Genomic DNA, 19,347 nt, shown 5'->3' with positions numbered 1-19,347 from the left:
GCGTGGGGGACCACCTCGGACCCCCGTGGCGTTGCGTGTTCTGCGTCACACTCCGCCGCGGCAGTGTCCGGGGCGCCGGATCAGCGCGCTCCCGACTCCTCCGCCAGCCGCTCGATCAGGGTGCGGAAGTGGGTGTTGTACGCCTCTATCAACCGCTCGGAGGTGGCCGGATCGCCCCGGGTCACCGCCGCGGTGAGCTCGCAGTGGCCCGCCCACAGCAGTCCGCGCAGATCGGGCACCCGGCGCAGATACGGCACGGTGAACACCCAGGTCTGCACCCGCAGCCGCTGAAGGAAGTCCAGGATGTACGGGTTGCCGACCAGACCGCAGATCTCGCGCCAGAAGCGCAGGTCGTAGCCGATCAGGATGTCCAGGTCACCGGAACGGGCGGCCCGTTCGGCCTCCTCGGCCCGGCGCCGCACCGAGGCCAGCGCCGTCTGGTTCATGGTGCGCAGCGTCTGGTCGCCGTAGTGGCGGAACACCCCCTCGACGACCATGGTGCGGGCGGCGACCATATGCCGGAAGTCCTCGATGGTGTACTCGTGGACCTTGAAGCCGCGGTGCTCCTCCACTTCCAGCAGCCCCTGCGAACACAGGTCGAGCAGGGCCTCGCGGACTGGGGTGGCGGAGACGCCGTACTGGTCGGCGATCTCCTTGACGGTGAACTGCCGGCCGGCCGGGAGGCGGCCCGCGAGCACCTCGTCACACAGCGCCTCGGCGATCTGCTGCCGCAGGGTGTTCCGCTTGACCGGGCTGGTGCCGGGCACGGGCATCGAGGACCGTCTCCTTCCGCGGCCGTCATGATCACTGAAAAGCGGACGGCCCTCGCATCACGATATGCGAGGGCCGTTGCGGACAGTGCCCGGAGTGCGGCAGTGGTCTACACCGGATGCCCACACGAGGCCGTCCGGGGCCGCAGGGCGTCTGACTTGGTCAGACCGGGTGCGAGGGCGGTCAGACGGTGTGGGCGTCGGCCGCGGACAGCGCCTCGTCCAGCACGGCCAGACCCTCCTTGGCCTCGGTCTCGGTGACGGTGCACGGCGGCACCACATGGGTGCGGTTCATGTTCACGAAGGGCCACAGACCGCCGCGCTTGCAGGCGGCCGCGAAGTCGGCCATGGGCTGGTTGGCCGGGCCACCGGCGTTGTACGGCACCAGCGGCTCGCGGGTCTCCTTGTTCTTCACCAGGTCCAGTGCCCAGAAGACGCCCGTTCCGCGCACCTCGCCCACCGAGGGGTGGCGCTCGGCGATCTCGCGCAGCCCGGGGCCGATCACGTTCTCGCCGATGGCGGCGGCGTTCTCCACGATGCCCTCCTCGGCCATCGTGTTGATGGTCGCGACGGCGGAGGCGCAGGCCAGCGGGTGGCCGGAGTAGGTGAGACCGCCGGGGTAGGGCCGCTGGTCGAAGGTGGCGGCGATCTCGGCGGAGATCGCCACACCGCCCAGCGGCACATAGCCGGAGTTGACGCCCTTGGCGAAGGTCAGCAGGTCGGGCACGACGTCGAAGTGCTCGGCGGCGAACCAGCGGCCGGTGCGGCCGAAGCCCGCCATGACCTCGTCGAGGACGAAGACGATGCCGTGGCGGTCACAGATCTCGCGGACACCGGGCAGATAGCCGGGCGGCGGGATCATGATCCCGGCGGTGCCGGGGATGGTCTCCAGGACGATCGCGGCGATGGTCTGCGGACCCTCGAAGGCGATGGTGTCCTCGAGGTGGCGCAGGGCGCGCTCGCACTCCTGGGCCTCGTTCTCCGCGTGGAAGGGCGAGCGGTAGAGGAACGGCGCCCAGAAGTGCACCACTCCGGCCGAGGCGGAGTCCGACGGCCAGCGGCGCGGGTCACCGGTCAGGTTGATCGCGGTGGAGGTGGCGCCGTGGTACGAGCGGTAGGCGGAGAGCACCTTGGGGCGGCCGGTGTGCAGCCGGGCCATCCGGACCGCGTTCTCCACGGCCTCGGCACCGCCGTTGGTGAAGAAGATCTTGTCGAGGTCACCGGGGGTGCGCTCGGCGACCAGCCGGGCGGCCTCGGAACGCACGTCCACCGCGAAGCCCGGGGCGATGGTGCACAGCTTGGCGGCCTGCTCCTGGATCGCGGCCACGACCTTGGGGTGCTGGTGGCCGATGTTGGTGTTCACGAGCTGACAGGAGAAGTCGAGGTAGCGGTTGCCGTCGTAGTCCCAGAAGTACGCGCCCTCGGCGCCGGCGATGGCGAGCGGGTCGATCAGACCCTGCGCGGACCACGAGTGGAAGACATGCGCACGGTCCGCGGCCTTGACGGCGGCACCGGCGACGGGGTCGGGAGTGGGCTGCACGGACACGTTCGCTACCTCTGATCGCTCACGGGGCGGGGGTGCGACCAGCGTACGGACCGGGGTCCGGGCCCGTCACCGACATGCTGTCCGGCATTTCCCGTGGCTCTCGACACACTGCCGGGCGTGGTCGGCCGTCTTCCCACACCGGGCCCCCATTGACAGCACGCTGTCGATACGACAGTCTACTGTCATCGACGCGGGGCCGAACGGGGAGCCTCGCGCATCGGACCGAGGAGAGACCATGGGACGCCGTACCGTGCACGTGGCCGTCTACGACACGCTCGCCGACTGGGAGATCGGGCACATCACCGCCCACCTCCGCGAGACCACCTTCCACCGACCGCCCCGCGAGGGCTTCACCGTCGCGTATGTCGCGGCCCGGCCGGGTCCGGTGACCACGATGGGCGGGATGCGCATCCAGCCCGATCTGACACTGGCGGAGCTGCGGCCCGAGGACAGCGCGATGCTGATCCTCCCCGGCGCCACCGCCTGGGAGGGCGATCCGGAGATGTCGCGCTTCACCCGCGCCGCACGTGAGTTCCTGGAGGCGGGGGTACCGGTCGCGGCGATCTGCGGCGCCACGGCGGGGCTGGCGATGGAGGGGCTGCTGGACGAACGGGAACACACCAGCGCCGCCGCCGAGTTCCTGGCCGCCACCGGCTACAAGGGCGGTGACCACTACCGCGAGGCGGACGCGGTCACCGACGCGGAGAGCGGTCTGATCACGGCCGGGCCGACCGAGCCCGTCGCGTTCGCCCGGGAGATCCTGGCCCGGCTGGAGGCGTTCGAACCCGAGGTGCTGGACGCCTGGTTCCGGCTGTTCTCGGCATCCGACGCGACCGCGTACGGCGTCCTCGAGGCGGCGGCCACGCGATGACGGACGGCACCGGCGGGGGCGATGAGGTGCCCGCGTTGCTCAGCGGGACGGCGCTGTCGGTGTTCCGGCTGAACGGGCAGTTCCTCGCCGTCTCCGAACGGCTCTCCCGTCCGGCCGGACTGACCGCCGCCCGCTGGCAGGTGCTCGGCGCGGTCCTGGAGGAGCCGCTGCCGGTGGCCGGGATCGCCCGCGCCATGGGCATCACCCGGCAGAGCGTGCAGCGTGTCGCGGACCTGCTCGTCGACGCGGGGCTCGCGGTCTACCTCCCCAACCCCGCCCACCGCCGGGCCAAACTCCTCGCCCCCACCGAGGCGGGCCTCACCGCGGTGCGGGCGATCGTTCCCGGCCACCGGGAGTTCGCCGGACAGCTCGCCGAACAGCTCGGCGGGGCGGCCGGATTGGCGGAGGTGAGGGAGGCCCTGCGCCGGCTGACGGAGGCCCTCGACGCCCTGGAGCCCGGCGCCGCGGACACCCCCGGGACCTGACCGGCCGCCGTCGCGCGACAGGTCCCGGTCAGATACGGAACCGATAACGGATCCCATGCGTCGTCCATTTCGCTCCCAGCCCCCCTTTATTCTCTCGGGGGGCTGATCAGGGGGATCAGGGGAAGGGACGACGACGCATGGAAGACCTGGGGGCCGAGGACCCTCGCTGGATCGGCGACTACCGGCTGCTGCGGCGGCTGGGCGCGGGCGGTATGGGCCGGGTGTTCCTGGCCCACTCCTCCCGCGGCCGCACGGTGGCGGTGAAGCTGGTCCAGACGGAGCTCGCTCAGCAGGCCGAATTCAGACGGCGGTTCAAGCAGGAGGTGCGGGCCGCCCAGCGGGTCGGCGGGGAGTGGACCGCGCCGGTCCTCGACGCCGATACCGAGGCCGCCACTCCCTGGGTCGCCACCGGCTATATCGCCGGACCCTCGCTGCACACGATCGTCGCCGAATCGGGGCCCCTGCCCGAACGGACGGTACGCGTCCTCGGCAACGGACTCACCCGCGCGCTGCATGACATCCACACCGCCGGTCTGGTCCACCGCGATCTGAAGCCTTCCAACATCCTGGTCACCATCGACGGTCCGCGCGTCATCGACTTCGGTATCGCGCGGGCCCTGGAGACCGTGACGGACGGTCTGCTCACCCGCAGCGGCGCCGTGGTGGGCTCACCCGGCTTCATGTCGCCCGAGCAGGTGCGCGGTGAGCGGGTCACCCCGGCGAGCGATGTGTTCTGCCTGGGTTCGGTGCTGGCCTTCGCGGCCACCGGGCGCCAGCCGTTCGGCACCTCCGACAGCGGTGTGCACGCGGTGATGTACCGGATCGCACAGGAGGAGCCGGACCTCGGCGGTCTGCCCGAGAACCTGCGCGAGCTGGTCACCGACTGTCTGCGGAAGACGCCGGAGGACCGGCCAGGCCTGGACGCCCTGCTGGAACGCACCGGCGGGGACGCGCCGGACGTGGACGAGGACGGCACCGGGGCCGGTGAACCCTGGCTGCCCGGCACCCTCGTGGCACAGCTCGGCCGGCACGCGGTGCAGCTCCTCGAGGTCGAGACGCCCGCCGCGCCGCTGACCCCGGGGATGCCCGCCCCGCCGTCGGCGCCGCCGGTCGCCGGACCGGCGCGGCCCCCGCTCCCGGCACCGCCGTCGACCCCGCCGCCGCCCACCGCGCCGCCGTCGGCCACCTCCTTCCCGCTGGCACCGGCGGAGCCGCCGAAGCCTCCGCAGCCCGCCGCGCCGCCCATGCCCCCGGCCCCGGCCACTCCGCCGAAGCCGGACTCGGCACCGGCACCGGCACCGGCACCGGCACCGGCTCCGGAGAACGACGCACGGAACGCCGAGACGCCGGACGCGGCGGTACCGGGCCCGGACGCACACGCCGCCGACGCCCGGAACACCGACGCCCAGGACACCCCCGGCACCCCGGCCGCCGGGACACCGTCGGCTCAGCCATCCGCCCCGCGGGCCACATCCGACCCGCGCCGCCAGGACGGCGCACCCGCGCCCACTCCGGACGCACCGGACGCCCAGCGGGCGGAGCAGCCCGCGCCACGGCCGGCGGCGGCTGCCGCACCCACCCCGCCGCAGGCCTTCGGGCCGCCGGCGGTCACCTCGTTCGACACCCCGCCGCGGGGCGGCGGCTCCGGCGCCCCGCACCTCCACGGCTCCACCGGCTTCGGCCCCGCCGGTCCGGCGGGTCCGGGCGGGCCCCAGGGCCCGGGTGGCCCCGGCGGTCCGGCCGCGCCCCAGCCGCCCAAGCGCCGCCGCCGCAAGGCGCTGATCATCACCTCGGCCGCCGTGGCCACCGTGCTGATAGCCGGGGTGGCCGCCGTCGCCGTCCTCAAGGGCAACGACGGCAAGGGCGACAAGGCCGGGCCCGACCACGACAAGGCCACGCACACCGCCCCCGCCGATCCCGGTGGCGCCGACACCGGCGGCACGCCCGGTGGCGAGCCCGGCGGTTCGGGCTCCCCCGGCCCGTCCTCCACCAAACTGGGCTCCACCGGCGATGTGCCCAAGGAGTATCTGGGCGCCTGGGAGGGGGAGATCACGGAGAGCGGTGAGACCACCGGCAAGATCCGCCGGATCGTGCTCTCCCAGGGGCAGGTGGGCGCACCCGTCGCCGACACCCTGACCTCGACCGAGGACATGTTCTGCCAGACCTCGGCCACCCTGAAGTCCGCCGACAGCCTGCTGCTGATCGAGGACGAGGAGGTGGACACCAGCGTTCCCGACGACGCGTGCAGCGCGGTCGGTGAACAGACCCTGCGGCTGGGCAACGATGGGTCGATCGCCTGGAGCACCACCGACGGTTCGTCCGAGGCCACGCTGCGCCCCGCGAAGTCCGGCGGCAAGCCCGTCCCGGCCACCTACGAGGGCACCTGGCTGGCCAAGAGCGCGTTCGGGAAGGACGACGCCACCCTCAAGATCACCATCCGTCAGGGCGCGGTCGGCACCGCGGTGGCCGAGGAGGTCGGCGACAGCAAGAAGTACCACTGCGAGGGCAAGCGGATGCTGGCCTCGGTCTCCAAGGGAGTGGTGCTCAGCCCGACCAGGGTCACCGACGGCAACCCCAAGGATCTGTGCACACCGGGTGATTCGCTGACATTCACCGCCTCCGGCAAGGACAAACTCCGAGTGGAGTACGACGACCCGGATGACTACAGCGATGAGACGATGACCCAGACATTCACCCGACTCAACTGATCGGCCGATCGGCAGACGGACCGTCGGCACACGGACAGGAGCCACACCGCGATGGAGAACCTCGGGGCCCAGGACCCGCGGTGGATCGGCGAGTACCGGCTGCTCGGCAAGCTGGGCGAGGGCGGTATGGGCAAGGTCTTCCTCGCCCGTTCCGCCCGCGGCCGTACCGTCGCCGTCAAACTGGTACAGGCCGAACTCGCCCGCCAGGCCGACTTCCGCGGCCGCTTCCAGCGGGAGGTGGAGGCGGCGAGACGGGTCGGCGGGCAGTGGACCGCGCCCGTCCTGGACGCCGATACCAACGCCGAGGTGCCGTGGGTGGCCACCGGCTACATCGGCGGGCCCTCGCTGCACGATGTGGTGGCCGAGGGCTTCGGGGCACTGCCCGAGCATTCGGTGCGGGTGCTGGCCCACGGACTGTCCCTGGCGCTGCGTGACATCCACGGCGCCGGGCTGGTCCACCGGGACCTCAAACCGTCCAACATCCTCATCACCATCGACGGCCCGCGGGTCATCGACTTCGGGATCGCCCGCGCCCTGGACGCGGTGGACAGCACGGTGGGCGGCAATCTGACGATGACCGGCGCGGTCGTCGGCTCCCCCGGGTTCATGTCGCCCGAGCAGGTGCGCGGCGAAGTGGTCACCGCGGCCAGCGATGTGTTCTGTCTGGGCTCGGTGCTGGCCTTCGCGGCCACCGGGCGCCAGCCGTTCGGCAGTGTGGCCAGCGGTATCCACGCCCTGATGTACCGGATAGCCCAGGAGGAGCCCGATCTGACCGGGCTGCCCGAGGGGCTGCACGGCATCGTCTCCGCCTGTCTCAACAAGGACGCGGCGCTGCGGCCCTCGGTCGAGGACCTCGTGGCGTACACCGAGCGGACCGGTCCGGAGTCCGAGACCTGGCTGCCCGGTGAACTGCTCGCGCGGCTCGGCCGGGACGCGCTCCAACTGCTGGAGGTGGAGGCGGAGAACGCCCAGCAGGGCCCGGTGGGCCCGCATGCCACCGCCTACGCCCACCCGGCCGCCCCCTCGACGCCCACCCCTCCCACGGCCCACACCGGACACGCGCCCCACTCGGGGTACGCCACGCCCTCCGCGTACGGCTCACCCCCGCACGCCGGATCGCCCGGCTATCCGGTGACCGGGGTGGGCGCGCCCGCACCGCAGTACGGCCAGCCCTGGCCGGGCGGCCATCAGACGCCGTTCCCGTACCAGGGGCGGACGGCCGCGGTGCTGAAGTCGGCGCGGGGGCTGTGCACCGGGGTGCTGACGGTGTTCGGCATCTGGATCGTGCTGACCGTCATCCACCTGTATCTGAATCTGTCGCTGTTCGGCGCCTACCGCGATCTGCTCGACGGCAGCGGCACCAGGGCGGCGGTCGACCACCGCAAGGACGCGGTGGAACCCATGGATATGTTCCTGCTGTTCAGCGCGGTGGCGGTGCTGGTGATGTGGCTGGTCTGGTTCCGCCGCGTCTACCTCAACGCCACGGTGCTGGCACCGGGACGGCAGCGGTTCAGCAGCGGCTATGCCGTCGGCTCCTGGTTCATCCCGGTCGCCCAGCTATGGCAGCCGAAGCAGATCGCCAATGACATCTGGAACTCCAGCGTGGCCCCGGGCCCCGGACGGGTCTCCCGGTCGGTGCTGCACTGGTGGTGGACGCTGTTCGTGGCGATGTTCTGGATCGAGCCGATCACCGGACTCGTCGAGCTCGGGAGCGAGACCGACAAGGAGCTGCAGGTCGCCGCCGCCTTCCTGATCGTGGACGACATCGTCTCGCTGCTGTGCGCGGTGCTTGCCCTCACCGTGGTGGTGCGGATCACCAGGATGCAGGAGCAGCGGTCCCCGGGCCCGGCCGGGCGGCAGCCCGCGCCGCCCGCCGGGATGTTCGGTCCGCCCGCCGGGCACTGACCCGGACGGTCATATACGAAGTCCCCGGCCGTATCGCGGATACGGCCGGGGACTTCGTCGTCCTTGGACCCCTGGGCTCAGAGGAACGAGTTGATCTGGATCGTCTCGTCGCGGCCCGGACCGACACCGATCGCCGAGATCGGCGCGCCCGACATGTCCTCCAGCGCCTGGACATAACGCTGCGCGTTCTTCGGGAGGTCGTCGAAGGTCTTCGCCTTGCTGATGTCCTCCGTCCACCCCGGCAGCGTCTCGTAGATCGGCTTGGCGTGGTGGAAGTCGGTCTGGCTGTACGGCAGCTCCTCGACCCGCTTGCCGTCGATCTCGTACGCCACGCAGACCGGGATCCGCTCCCAGCCGGTGAGCACGTCCAGCTTGGTCAGGAAGAAGTCGGTGAGCCCGTTGACCCGGGTCGCGTAGCGCGCGATCACCGCGTCGAACCAGCCGCAGCGGCGGTCACGGCCGGTGGTCACACCGCGCTCACCGCCGATGGTGCGCAGCTTCTCGCCGTCCTCGTCGTGCAGCTCCGTCGGGAACGGACCCGCGCCGACGCGCGTGGTGTACGCCTTCAGGATGCCGATCACGCGGTTGATCTTCGTCGGGCCCACACCCGCGCCGGTGCAGGCACCGCCGGCGGTCGGGTTGGAGGAGGTGACGAAGGGGTACGTGCCGTGGTCCACGTCCAGCAGGGTGCCCTGGCCGCCCTCGAAGAGCACGACCTTGCCCTCGTCGATGGCGTCGTTGAGCACCAGGGTGGTGTCCGCGACGAAGCCCCGGAGCTCGTCCGCGTAGCCGAGCAGCTCCTCGACGACCTGGTCGACGGCGATGGCGCGCCGGTTGTAGAGCTTGGCGAGGACCTGGTTCTTCATGTCCAGGGCGGCTTCGACCTTCTGCCGCAGGATGGACTCGTCGAAGATGTCCTGCACCCGGATACCCACGCGGTTGATCTTGTCCGCGTAGGACGGTCCGATGCCCCGGCCGGTGGTGCCGATCTTGCGCTTCCCCAGGAAGCGCTCGGTCACCTTGTCGAGGGTGGTGTGGTACGGCGTGATCAGATGCGCGTTACCGCTGATCATCAGCTTGGACGTGTCGACGCCGCGTTCGTTCAGCCCGCTCAGCTCGGAGAGCAGGACCGCGGGGTCCACGACGACACCGTTGCCGATGACCGGGGTGCATCCGGGCGAGAGGATGCCGGACGGGAGAAGGTGCAGCGCGTACTTCTGGTCGCCGACGACGACCGTGTGGCCTGCGTTGTTGCCGCCCTGGTAGCGCACCACATAATCAACCGAGCCGCCGAGCAGGTCGGTGGCCTTTCCCTTGCCCTCGTCACCCCACTGAGCACCGAGCAGCACAAGTGCGGGCACAGGCGTACACCCCTTCCGGGCGGGGCATGTCCAACGTGCGTGGGTGGCGCGCGCCACCACCAGAGCCGTCGAACCGGTGCCCCGGATAGACGAAGCCCCTGGCGCAACAGCGACAGGGGCTCTTGCACCGAGAGATTACCTGAGGAAGGACCGAGGTGTCGGCTCCAGACCCCTGGCACTCTCCGCCGGACACCGTCCGGGAGCGCCCCCTGCTTGTGGTCATCGACCCCGCTGCCCGGCGAACGGACGGGGAGTCGGTGCGCATCGCGAAGGATGTGCTGTGCGCGGGCGCACAGACGAAAATCTGTCTCCCGGACGGCCCGGACGAAGTCGAGCGGGCCCTCGCCCGCCGTGGCGCCCGCCGTCCGGTGGTGGTCGGTGACGACCGCGCGCTGCTGCGCGTGGTCGAGGTGCTCCACCGCCGCCGGGAGCTGGCGGACGCCACGCTGTCGGTGGTCCCGGTCGGCGGACCGGCCACGGTCGCCCTGGCCCGGTCGCTGGGGGTGCCGACCGATCCGGTCACGGCCGCCCGTACCGTCCTCGACGGTGTCGCGCACCCGCGTGACCTGCTGGTGGACGACAGCGGCGGGGTGGTGCTCGGCGGACTGCGGATCCCGTCCGGGCCGCGGACCGACCCGGCGGTGCGGCCCGCGGGCCAGGAGCCGTACGACGCGGACGGGGCCGGGCCGGGCCCGGCGTCCGAGCCCGGTCCACCGGCGGGCCACGCATCCGGCCCTGGCCGGCTGAACGGCCACCGGGACCACCGCGAGAGCCCGGGCGCGGGCCCGCCGGGCGATGGCTCCCCGCCGTGGTGGACTCCGGCGGCGCGCACCGCGCGCACAGCGCTGACGCTGCTGTCGCTCCCGGTCATCGGCCTGACCGGGGGCACCCGCCGCCGTGTCCACCCGCCGCCCCCGCACCGACTGCGGGTCGAGGCGGACGGGGTCCTGCTGACCGATCTGGACCGGCCGGTCACCCGGGTCTCGGTGGCCACCGCGGCCGGCCCGGGCGACGGCGGACTGGCCGAGGTCGTGGTCCATCCGCACGCGGCCGGTGGTCCGGTGCGCGCGCTGGCGCGCGCGGTCACCGTCTCCGGCCAGGACTTCCGCTATCGCGCGGACGCCCTGGTCCGCGGTCCGGTCCGCAGCCGCACCTGGACCGTCCTCACCGAGGCCTGGACCCTGATCCTGCCGCACCGCACCTGACCGGCACCGGAGCCCTGCTCGACCGCATCGGGCGGAGACGCCCTAGAGGTCGGCGGACTCCCGGCGGGCGGCCTGGTGGGCCCGCCAGCGGTCGAGCATCTTGGGGAGTTCCTTCTGCATGAAGTCGAAGAAGTCGGCGGTCTCGGTGACCCGCAGCCCGGCCGGGGTGTCGGGTCCGAGCACCTCGGCGCCGTCCCGCATGGTGCCCTCCCAGCGGGCGAGGAGCTGGTCGCGGCGGGTGAGCGTCTCGTACCAGACCTCGTTGTACAGCCGGTAGCGGTCGCGGCGTGAGCCGGGCTCCCGCTCCCGCGCGACCATGTCCACCTGGGTGAGGTAGCGCACCGCCCCCGAGACCGCGGCCGGGCTGATCTGGAGCCGCTCCGCGAGCTCCGCGGAGGTGAGCTGTCCGGAGTCGGAGACGAGCAGGGCCGCGAACACCCGGGCGCCCATCCGCTGCATCCCGGCCTCGGCCAGATCCGCCGCGAACCGCTCGACGAACCGCGACACCGCCTCTTGGTCCCGCGAGACGTCCGTCGCGCGCTCCGGTTGCGTCGTCTCCCTCACCAGCTCATCATCTCCTCTCTCCGTCACATCATCATAAGTTTATACGGTTCCTTAACTTCACAAATTTCTGAAACTAGCGTAGCTTCGGAAACATGAAGACGGCAATCTCCGCGTCCGGCCTGCACAAGTCGTTCGGCCGGACCCACGCGTTGGACGGCCTCGACCTCGAAGTCGAGGCAGGTGAGGTCCATGGCTTCCTCGGGCCGAACGGTGCCGGGAAGTCCACCACCATCCGGGTCCTGCTGGGGCTGCTGCGGGCCGATGCCGGTGCGGTCCAGTTGCTCGGCAAGGACCCCTGGCACGACGCGGTCGACCTCCATCGGCACATCGCGTACGTCCCCGGAGACGTCACCCTGTGGCGCAACCTCAGCGGTGGCGAGGTCATCGACCTGTACGGGCGGCTGCGCGGCGGGCTGGACGCGGCCCGGCGTGCCGAGCTCCTGGACCGCTTCGAGCTCGACCCCACCAAGAAGGGGCGCACCTACTCCAAGGGCAACCGCCAGAAGGTCGCCCTGGTCGCCGCGTTCTCCTCGGATGTCGAGCTGCTGATCCTGGACGAACCCACCTCCGGGCTCGACCCGCTGATGGAAGAGGTCTTCCGGGAGTGCGTGGCCGAGGAGCGCGACCGCGGCCGCACGGTGCTGCTCTCCAGCCACATCCTCAGCGAGGTCGAGGCGCTGTGTGACCGCGTCAGCATCATCCGCAAGGGCGCGCGGGTGGAGTCGGGTTCGCTCGCCCAGCTCCGCCATCTGACCCGTACCTCGGTCACGGCCGAGCTGGCCGAACCGGTGAACGGTCTGTCCGAGCTCCCCGGCGTGCACAACCTGGACGTCCAGGACCGCCGGGTCAAGCTCCAGGTCGACAGCGACCATCTGGACGGGGTGCTGCGCCGGCTCACCCAGTCCGGGGTGCGCAGCCTCATCTCGACCCCGCCCACGCTGGAGGAGCTCTTCCTGCGGCACTACCAGGACGACGCGGCCCGCGCCGGCGAAGGGGCGGTCGCCCGATGACCGCCGTCGCCGACGCGCGGGTCCCGGCCCGCACCCGCGGCTCGTCCAAGGACCTGGCCGGCACCGGCACCCTGCTGCGGCTCGCGCTGCGCCGCGACCGGATCATGATGCCGGTCTGGGTGCTGTGCCTGGGGCTGACCGCGAGCAGCACCGTGGGCCGCCTCAAGGGCGCGTACGACACCCCCGAGGCCCGCTCCGACCTCGTCGCCGACATGAATGGGAACGGCTCGACCCGGGCCCTGTTCGGTGCCGCCTTCGACGATTCGCTCGGGGCGCTCACCGTGTGGCGGGTGGGCGCGTTCCTCTCCGTGTTCGCCGCGATCATGAGCCTGCTCATCGTGATCCGGCACACCCGCGAGGAGGAGGAGACCGGCCGTCAGGAGGCGCTGTCCGCCTGTATGGTCGGCCGCCGCGCGGGGCTGACCTCGGCCCTGCTGGCCGTGGGCATCGCCAACGCCGCGGTCACCGTTCTGATCGCGGGCAGTCTCGCGGGCCAGGGCGGCACCGGCGCGCTCGCGCTGGGGCTGGCCGTCGGCCTGTCCGGGATGGCCTTCGGCGGGCTCGCCGCCGTCGCCGCCCAGCTCACCGAGAACGCACGGCTGGCCCGCGGGCTGACCTCCGCGGCCGTCGGTGTCGCCTTCGTGCTGCGGATGGCGGGCGACGCCGCCGAGGACGGTTCGCGGGGCTCCGGCCATGTGCTGGTGTGGCTCTCGCCGCTGGGCTGGGCCGAGTACGCCCGGCCGTTCGCGGATGAGCGCTGGTGGCCGCTGCTGCTGATCGCCGTGCTCGCCGCCGCCTCCACCGCCCTGGCCTACTCGCTGGCGGGCCGTCGCGACGTGGGCGCCAGCTTCTACGCCACCCGCCCCGGCCCCCCGGCCGCCGGACCGTCCCTCAACGGGGTCTTCGGACTGGGCTGGCGGCTGCACCGCGGTGCGCTGCTCGGCTGGAGCGCGGGCTTCGTCTTCGCCGGTCTCATCTTCGGCGCCATCTCCGACGGGGCCGACGACTTCCTCGGCGACAGCGACCAGACCCGCGAGATCATCCAGCGGATGGGCGGCGCCCAGGGGCTGAACGACGCCTTCCTCGCCTCCATGGTCGGCATCCTCGGCACCATCCTCACCGTCTACACGGCCAGCGCGGTGCTGCGGCTGCGCAGTGAGGAGACCGACCAGCGCGCCGAACCCCTGCTGTCCAACGCGGTCAGCAGGCTGCGCTGGGCCGGGAGCCATCTGGTCATCGCCTATCTCGGCCCGGTCGTGGTGCTCGCCATCGGCGGACTCGCGCTGGGCGTGGGCTACGGTGTGGCCGCCGACGACATGGGCGGGGTCCCGCGCGCCGTGGGCGCCACCCTCGCCCAGGCCCCCGCGCTCTGGGTGGTCACCAGCGCCGCCGTCTTCCTGGTCGGTGTGGTGCCGAAGTACACCTCCGCGGCCTGGGCCGTGGTCGGCTGGGTGGTGGCCCTGGGCTGGATGGGCCCGGCGCTGAAGGTCTCCCAGTCGGTGATGAACACCTCGCCGTTCAGCCATCTGCCGAAGCTGCCCGGTGACGATGTCACAGCCGCGCCCTTCCTGTGGTCGCTGCTGCTCTCTGTCGTTCTGACCGCCGGAGGTCTGGTGGGACTGCGCCGTCGCGACATCGGCGGCTGACCCCCGTCAGCCCATCGCCCCCGGCCCTCTCGGCGCCGGCCCCGCGCTCCCCGCGGTGGTCGGCGCCGAGCGGCGTTCCGCCGCGCCGGGTCGTTCTCGCCGGGGCTTTCCACATGCTGTGGACGGACAGCGGGCGGCCGCTCAGACCTCGGCCACCAGCTCGGTCAGCCCCCGGATCACAAAGCCCGGCCGCCACTGCGGCTCCTCCACCAGCCGCAGCCGGGGCGCCTTGCGCAGCAGCGCCCCGAAGGACGCCTGGAGTTCCAGCCGGGCCAGCGGGGCGCCCAGGCAGTAGTGGATGCCCGCGCCGAAGCTCAGATGCGGATTGTCCGTCCGTGCGAGATCCAGGGTGTCGGGGTGGCCGAAGCGCGCCGGGTCGCGGTTGGCCGAGCCGAAGAGGATGGCCACCTCGCTGCCGCGCGGGATCACCGTGCCGTCCACCTCGATATCGTCCAGCACCCAGCGCTCGAAGAGCTGCAACGGGGTGTCGAACCGCAGCAGTTCGTCCACCGCGGTGGGCAGCAGCCCCTCCGGATCGGCCCGCAGCGCCGCAAGCTGGCCGGGGTGGCGGAAGAGGGTCCACCAGCCGTTGCCAGTGGAGTTGACCGTCGCCTCGTGGCCCGCGTTGAGCAGCAGCACACAGGTGGAGATCATCTCCTGTTCGGAGAGCCGGTCGCCCTCGTCATACGCCGCGATCAGCGCGCTGATCAGGTCCTCACCGGGATCCTTGCGACGGGCGGCGATCAACTCCCGCAGATAGGCGGAGAACTCCAGCGAGGCGCGCACCGCCCGGTCCGCGGTCTCCCCGTCCGGGTTGAGCTCGTACATCCCGCAGATGTCCGCCGACCACGGGCGCAGCGAGGACCGGTCGGCGGGCGGGATGCCGAGCATCTCCGCGATCACGGCCACCGGCAGCGGTTCGGCGACCGAGGCGATGAGGTCGCCGCCGCCCGCAGCGACGAAGGAGTCGACCAGCCCGTCCGCCAGCCGCCGGATCGTCGGGACCAGCGCCTCGACCGTCCGCGGGGTGAACGCCTTGGAGACCAGCCGCCGGATCCGGGTGTGGTCCGGTGCCTCCAGATCGAGCATCCCGTAGTCGTTGAGGGTGTGGAACGGCTCATGCTCGGGCGGCGGCGCGCTACGCCCGAACTCCTCGTGGCTGAACCGGTGCAGATAGGTGCGGCCGAGCCTGCGGTCGGCCAGCAGCGCGCGGGCGTCGTCGAAGTGCGGGATCAGCCACTGCCGGGACGGTGCGAACCAGTGCGCCCGCCCGCTCTCGCGCAGCTCGGCGTAGGCCGGGTACGGATCGGCGACGAACGAGGGCCGCCACGGGTCGAAGGCGGCGGGCGGCACAGTACTGGTCATGCCGGGACGCTACCCCTCGGCGGGCCCGGCCTCCAGGGGTCACCGGACGCGATGCGGGCGATCTCGGCGACGACCGTGCGCACGGCCGCGGCCGTGGGGTCGATCAGCGGGAAGTGCCCGGCCGCGGCAGCGCGTACGGTCCGCACCGGCTGCCCGGCGGCGGCCGCGGCCACCGCGAAGGAGTCCGCGACCTGCGGCGGGACATCGACGTCGGTACCGCCCTGGACGACCGTGGTGCGGACGCCGGTGGGCAGCAGCGCGGCGGGATCGGCGCACGGCAGCCGGGCGGCCCCCTCGTCACCGGTGCCGAGGAGCTGGTCCACCGCGTCGGAACAGACGTGCAGCGCACGGGCGGTGGTGAGGTCCGCGATCGGGGCGAGGGCCACCACTCCGTGGACACGGGGCGGCGCGGACAGCCGCCAGGGCGCGCCCGGCGGCAGCCGGTGCCGCGCCGCCGCCCACAGCGCGGCGTGTCCGCCCGCGGAGTGCCCGGCGAGCACCAGCCGTCCGGTGTCGACGCGGCCGGCGTGCCCCGACTCCCCCACGAGCCGGGGCACGGCGTCCATGACGGCGGCGATGTCGTCGAACGTCTCCGGCCACCGTCCCGCCAGGTGCCGCGCCCCTGGCGGGTGTTCCCGGTGAGCCTCACCGCCGGGTGCGGCGGCGCCGCTGGGGGCGGCGCCGCGGCGGTATTCGGCCGAGGCCACCGCGAAGCCCCGGGACGCCAGGTGGGCGGCGAACGGGGACAGATGCTGCCGGTCGTAGGGGGCGCGCCAGGCGCCGCCGTGGAAGAGCAGCACCAGCGGGGCGGCACCACCCACCGCCCCTCCGGGCGGCAGGTGGAAGTCCACGACCTGGTCCGGGTGTTCGCCGTACGCGCCGGTGGCGTCCGGTGCCACCGGGGCGAGGCCGAGGAGGGACGCCTCCTCGGCCGCCGTCACCGCGGCGGGGTCGCGGGGGCCGGTCACCCGGTCACGCCGTCCTCGCCCGGCTCCCCGGCCAGGACATCGGCCAGCACCCGCGCCGCGCGCTCCACGTCCGCGAACCCGGTGTACAGCGGGGTGAAGCCGAAGCGCAGCACATCGGGGCGGCGGAAGTCACCGACCACACCGCGCCGCACCAGCTCCGCCATCACCTCGCCCGCGTCCGCACAGCGCAGCGCGACCTGGCTGCCGCGCCGCCCGTGCTCGGCCGGGGTGATCGACTCGACCCGGCCCGCCGGAACGTACGCCCCCACGCAGCGCAGGAAGAAGTCGGTCAGGGCCAGGCTCTTGGTCCGCACCGCCTCGACCGTGACGTCGTCCCACACCTCCAGCGCGGTCTCCAGCGCCAGCATGGAGAGGATGTCCGGGGTGCCGACCCGGCCGCGGACCGCACCGTCGGCCGGGGCGTAGGCGGGGTCCATGGCGAACGGGTCGGCGTGCGAGTTCCAGCCCGGGAGCGGGGAGTCGAACCGGGGCTGGTGCTCGTTGGCGACGTACAGATACGCGGGCGAACCCGGCCCGCCGTTGAGGTACTTGTACGTACAGCCCACGGCGAGGTCGACGCCGTGCGCGTCCAGTCCGACCGGCAGCGCGCCCGCGCTGTGGCACAGGTCCCAGACGACGAGCGCACCCGCGGCGTGCACGGCGGCGGTGGTCCCGGGCAGGTCATGGAGCCGTCCGGTCCGGTAGTCGACATGGTTGACCAGTGCCACGGCGGTGCGCGGCCCGACCGCGGTGGGGACGTCGCCCGCCACCACCGGCCGCAGGGTGCAGCCGGTCATCCGGGCGGCGGACTCGGCGATGTAGCCGTCGGTCGGGAAGGTGGACTCGTCGACGAGGATCTGGTCGCGGTGGGCACCGCGCGCCTGCGCGATCCGCACCGCGCCGACGACCGCCTTGAAGACGTTCACGCTCGTCGAGTCGCCGACGACCACCTGGCCGGGGGCCGCCCCGATCAGCCGTCCCACCCGGTCGCCGATCCGCTCCGGCGCGGTCCACCAGCCGCTCTCCCCCCAGGAGCGGATGCGCAGCGCACCCCACTCCCGGGTGATGACATCGGCCAGCCGCCCGGGGACGGCGGTCGGCAGTGCGCCCAGTGAATTGCCGTCGAGGTAGACGGCGTCGTCGAGGGCGAAGGCGGCGCGCTTGGCGCGGAGTTCATCGGCCGCGTCGAGCCCCGCGGCCTCGTCGGTCAGTGCCCGCGCACCGGAGAGCGTGGTGTCAGACATGGCTGCGCGCCGTCCACAGCTCGGGGAAGACGTTCTTCGTGGCGCGCTTCTCCAGCCAGGCGACCCCGGCGGAACCGCCGGTGCCGGTCTTGGCGCCCATCGCCCGCCGGGTGGCCACGAGATGGTCGTTGCGCCAGCGCCACACCAGCTCGGCGACCTCGGTGAGGGCCTCGCCGAGCCGGGTCAGCTCGTCCTCCCGCGGTCCGGGGCCGGAGTAGATCTCCTGCCACACCCGCTCCACCCCCGGGTCCGGTGCGTAGCGCAGGGCGGGATCGCGCTCCAGGACGGCGGCCGGGACGGCGAAGCCGCGGCGGGCCAGGAAGCGCAGCACCTCGTCGTAGAGGCTGGGTTCGGTGAGCGCCTTCTCCAGCTCGGCGTGGACGCGCGGCGCGCCCCGGTGCGGCACCAGCATCGACGCGGACTTCTCACCGAGCAGGAACTCCATCCGCCGGTACATCGCGGACTGGAAACCGGAGCCGTCGCCGAGCGCGGAGCGGTAGGCGTTGAACTGGCCCGGGGTGAGGTGGGCGAGCGGCTTCCAGGAGCTGTTCAGCGACTCCAGCTCGTAGGTGGAGCGCTTCAGCGCCGCCATCGCGGTGGGCAGGTCGTCCTCGCGCAGCGCCTGGGCCGCGGTGTGCCACTCATGGACGATGACGGTGAACCACAGCTCCATGACCTGGGTGGTGACCAGGAAGACCATCTCGCCGGGGTCATCGGAGAGGGGGTGCTGGAGGTGGGTGAGGACCGACGCCTGGACGTAGTCCTCGTACGGGGTGGTGCCCTGGAAGTCGAGATGAGGCGCCTCGGCCTCGGCGTCCGGGGTCATGGACTCCGGCGGCGGGCCTTCCTTCGGGGCGGTGGCGTTCGGGGCAGGCTGCTGCGACATCGCGTCTCCTGGTACTGCGCGCTACCGGGTAGCGGTCCGCCCCTTCCCTTCGGTCTCGGAGCCCCGGTCCCCTCAGGGCCCGCACATCAGCGGGCCCTCTCCGCATCATGCGTGTCACGCGGATGTTCGGCAAGTACGGATCACCACGCGGATCGGGGCCCGCCGGAACGGATCACCGCCGACGGGCCCCGGCCCCGGGTCTCGTGCCCCGGCAACGGGGCGGCTGAGCGGGTTCGGCTCAGGAGAGCGTGTCCGCCGCGGTCGGGGAGCTCTCCCGGAGGAAGGTCGAGCAGCGCTCGTACTCCTCCTGCTCGCCGATGGACTGGGCGGCGCGGGCGAGCGCGTGCAGGGCGCGCAGGAAGCCCCGGTTGGGCTCGTGCTCGAACGGCACCGGGCCGTGGCCCTTCCAGCCGCTGCGGCGCAGGGCGTCGAGACCGCGGTGGTAGCCGGTGCGGGCGTACGCGTAGGACTCGACCACCCGGCCGGCCTCGAACGCCTCGTCGGCGAGCTGCGCCCAGGCGAGACAGGAGGCCGGGTACTTCGCGGCGACCTCGGAGGGGGCCGCGCCGGAGGCGAGCAGCTCCCGGGGCTCCGGGTCGTCGGGCAGATGGGTCGGGGGCGGTCCCCCGAGCAGGTTCTCGTGAATGGCCATGGGTTCCAGTCTGCCTGGTCCGCGGCCACCGCCGATACGCGGCGCGAAGGCTCCCCGGCGCCCGCACCACACCCACACGCCCCCGCCCGCGCCCGGGTTCGCGCCCGGCACGCCCGCGCACGTGGGCACGGGCGGCCCGCACCCCGCGAGCCCGCCCGGCC

16 protein-coding genes are annotated in these 19,347 nt (G+C 72.7%); 7 read left to right on the top strand and 9 right to left on the bottom strand.

Features of this window, described 5'->3' with window-relative positions; genetic code table 11:
* Positions 1 to 80 precede the first annotated feature (80 nt).
* Positions 81 to 773, bottom strand: a complete 693-nt coding sequence (locus tag NMK44_RS19355; protein WP_254744761.1) for a GntR family transcriptional regulator — start codon at positions 771 to 773, stop codon at positions 81 to 83.
* 181 nt (positions 774 to 954) lie between these two features.
* Positions 955 to 2,316, bottom strand: coding sequence for an aspartate aminotransferase family protein (locus tag NMK44_RS19350; protein ID WP_254744759.1), 1,362 nt, complete (start codon positions 2,314 to 2,316; stop codon positions 955 to 957).
* A 235-nt stretch (positions 2,317 to 2,551) separates the two neighbouring features.
* Between NMK44_RS19350 and NMK44_RS19345 the strand changes: the two genes are divergently transcribed.
* From NMK44_RS19345 to NMK44_RS19330, 4 genes are all read left to right on the top strand, one after another.
* Positions 2,552 to 3,187 carry a DJ-1/PfpI family protein gene (locus NMK44_RS19345; RefSeq protein WP_254744757.1) on the top strand — a complete coding sequence of 212 codons (636 nt, stop codon included), beginning with the start codon at positions 2,552 to 2,554 and terminating at the stop codon, positions 3,185 to 3,187.
* Entirely contained in the window at positions 3,184 to 3,672 is a 489-nt protein-coding gene (locus NMK44_RS19340) for a MarR family winged helix-turn-helix transcriptional regulator (RefSeq protein ID WP_254744755.1), read from the top strand. Before NMK44_RS19345 ends, NMK44_RS19340 begins: the two co-directional genes overlap by 4 nt.
* A gap of 137 nt (positions 3,673 to 3,809) precedes the next feature.
* The gene (locus tag NMK44_RS19335; RefSeq protein WP_254744753.1) at positions 3,810 to 6,380 is read left to right on the top strand and encodes a serine/threonine-protein kinase; all 2,571 of its coding nucleotides are present in this window, start codon (positions 3,810 to 3,812) and stop codon (positions 6,378 to 6,380) included.
* A 51-nt stretch (positions 6,381 to 6,431) separates the two neighbouring features.
* Positions 6,432 to 8,285 (top strand): protein kinase domain-containing protein, encoded by a 1,854-nt coding sequence (locus NMK44_RS19330; RefSeq protein ID WP_254744751.1) that lies wholly within the window; start codon positions 6,432 to 6,434, stop codon positions 8,283 to 8,285.
* A 77-nt stretch (positions 8,286 to 8,362) separates the two neighbouring features.
* On the opposite strand, the gene NMK44_RS19325 is transcribed toward NMK44_RS19330, so the two are convergent.
* Positions 8,363 to 9,646, bottom strand: a complete 1,284-nt coding sequence (locus NMK44_RS19325) for an adenylosuccinate synthase (protein WP_254744749.1) — start codon at positions 9,644 to 9,646, stop codon at positions 8,363 to 8,365.
* 155 nt (positions 9,647 to 9,801) lie between these two features.
* Between NMK44_RS19325 and NMK44_RS19320 the strand changes: the two genes are divergently transcribed.
* The gene (locus NMK44_RS19320) at positions 9,802 to 10,851 is read left to right on the top strand and encodes a diacylglycerol kinase family protein (RefSeq protein ID WP_254744747.1); all 1,050 of its coding nucleotides are present in this window, start codon (positions 9,802 to 9,804) and stop codon (positions 10,849 to 10,851) included.
* A gap of 42 nt (positions 10,852 to 10,893) precedes the next feature.
* On the opposite strand, the gene NMK44_RS19315 is transcribed toward NMK44_RS19320, so the two are convergent.
* A complete protein-coding gene (locus tag NMK44_RS19315) occupies positions 10,894 to 11,415 on the bottom strand; it encodes a GbsR/MarR family transcriptional regulator (RefSeq protein WP_254744745.1) in 522 nt (173 codons plus the stop codon).
* A gap of 92 nt (positions 11,416 to 11,507) precedes the next feature.
* Here NMK44_RS19315 and NMK44_RS19310 point away from each other — a divergent pair, with 92 nt between their 5' ends.
* Both NMK44_RS19310 and NMK44_RS19305 read left to right on the top strand, forming a co-directional pair.
* Positions 11,508 to 12,425: an ABC transporter ATP-binding protein gene (locus NMK44_RS19310; protein ID WP_254744743.1), complete on the top strand. Its 918-nt coding sequence runs from the start codon at positions 11,508 to 11,510 to the stop codon at positions 12,423 to 12,425.
* Positions 12,422 to 14,071: an ABC transporter permease gene (locus NMK44_RS19305; RefSeq protein ID WP_254744741.1), complete on the top strand. Its 1,650-nt coding sequence runs from the start codon at positions 12,422 to 12,424 to the stop codon at positions 14,069 to 14,071. The genes NMK44_RS19310 and NMK44_RS19305 overlap by 4 nt, the downstream gene beginning before the upstream one ends.
* Positions 14,072 to 14,212: 141 nt before the next feature.
* On the opposite strand, the gene NMK44_RS19300 is transcribed toward NMK44_RS19305, so the two are convergent.
* The 5 genes from NMK44_RS19300 to NMK44_RS19280 form a co-directional block, all read right to left on the bottom strand.
* On the bottom strand, positions 14,213 to 15,436 hold the full coding sequence (locus tag NMK44_RS19300) for a cytochrome P450 (RefSeq protein ID WP_254744739.1): 1,224 nt from the start codon (positions 15,434 to 15,436) through the stop codon (positions 14,213 to 14,215).
* A complete protein-coding gene (locus NMK44_RS19295; protein WP_254744737.1) occupies positions 15,433 to 16,404 on the bottom strand; it encodes an alpha/beta hydrolase family protein in 972 nt (323 codons plus the stop codon). The genes NMK44_RS19300 and NMK44_RS19295 overlap by 4 nt, the downstream gene beginning before the upstream one ends.
* Positions 16,401 to 17,648, bottom strand: coding sequence for a kynureninase (gene kynU, locus NMK44_RS19290; RefSeq protein ID WP_254744735.1), 1,248 nt, complete (start codon positions 17,646 to 17,648; stop codon positions 16,401 to 16,403). The genes NMK44_RS19295 and kynU overlap by 4 nt, the downstream gene beginning before the upstream one ends.
* Positions 17,641 to 18,474: a tryptophan 2,3-dioxygenase family protein gene (locus tag NMK44_RS19285; RefSeq protein WP_254744980.1), complete on the bottom strand. Its 834-nt coding sequence runs from the start codon at positions 18,472 to 18,474 to the stop codon at positions 17,641 to 17,643. Before NMK44_RS19285 ends, kynU begins: the two co-directional genes overlap by 8 nt.
* 298 nt (positions 18,475 to 18,772) lie before the next feature.
* A complete protein-coding gene (locus NMK44_RS19280; RefSeq protein WP_254744733.1) occupies positions 18,773 to 19,186 on the bottom strand; it encodes a DUF3151 domain-containing protein in 414 nt (137 codons plus the stop codon).
* Positions 19,187 to 19,347 lie beyond the last annotated feature (161 nt).

It is taken from the genome of Streptomyces cucumeris, assembly GCF_024295805.1.
Taxonomy (GTDB): domain Bacteria; phylum Actinomycetota; class Actinomycetes; order Streptomycetales; family Streptomycetaceae; genus Streptomyces; species Streptomyces cucumeris.
Note: the sequence above shows the minus strand (reverse complement) of the source record. Positions and strands in the feature narration are given on the sequence as shown.

What these genes read in the sequence shown, in the direction of transcription:
- kynU (WP_254744735.1), bottom strand. Translation starts at nt 17,648, where the DNA reads ATGTCTGACACCACGCTCTCCGGTGCGCGGGCACTGACCGACGAGGCC.
- NMK44_RS19345 (WP_254744757.1), top strand. Translation starts at nt 2,552, where the DNA reads ATGGGACGCCGTACCGTGCACGTGGCCGTCTACGACACGCTCGCCGAC.
- NMK44_RS19285 (WP_254744980.1), bottom strand. Translation starts at nt 18,474, where the DNA reads ATGACCCCGGACGCCGAGGCCGAGGCGCCTCATCTCGACTTCCAGGGC.
- NMK44_RS19335 (WP_254744753.1), top strand. Translation starts at nt 3,810, where the DNA reads ATGGAAGACCTGGGGGCCGAGGACCCTCGCTGGATCGGCGACTACCGG.
- NMK44_RS19355 (WP_254744761.1), bottom strand. Translation starts at nt 773, where the DNA reads ATGCCCGTGCCCGGCACCAGCCCGGTCAAGCGGAACACCCTGCGGCAG.
- NMK44_RS19330 (WP_254744751.1), top strand. Translation starts at nt 6,432, where the DNA reads ATGGAGAACCTCGGGGCCCAGGACCCGCGGTGGATCGGCGAGTACCGG.
- NMK44_RS19305 (WP_254744741.1), top strand. Translation starts at nt 12,422, where the DNA reads ATGACCGCCGTCGCCGACGCGCGGGTCCCGGCCCGCACCCGCGGCTCG.
- NMK44_RS19340 (WP_254744755.1), top strand. Translation starts at nt 3,184, where the DNA reads ATGACGGACGGCACCGGCGGGGGCGATGAGGTGCCCGCGTTGCTCAGC.
- NMK44_RS19280 (WP_254744733.1), bottom strand. Translation starts at nt 19,186, where the DNA reads ATGGCCATTCACGAGAACCTGCTCGGGGGACCGCCCCCGACCCATCTG.
- NMK44_RS19300 (WP_254744739.1), bottom strand. Translation starts at nt 15,436, where the DNA reads ATGACCAGTACTGTGCCGCCCGCCGCCTTCGACCCGTGGCGGCCCTCG.
- NMK44_RS19310 (WP_254744743.1), top strand. Translation starts at nt 11,508, where the DNA reads ATGAAGACGGCAATCTCCGCGTCCGGCCTGCACAAGTCGTTCGGCCGG.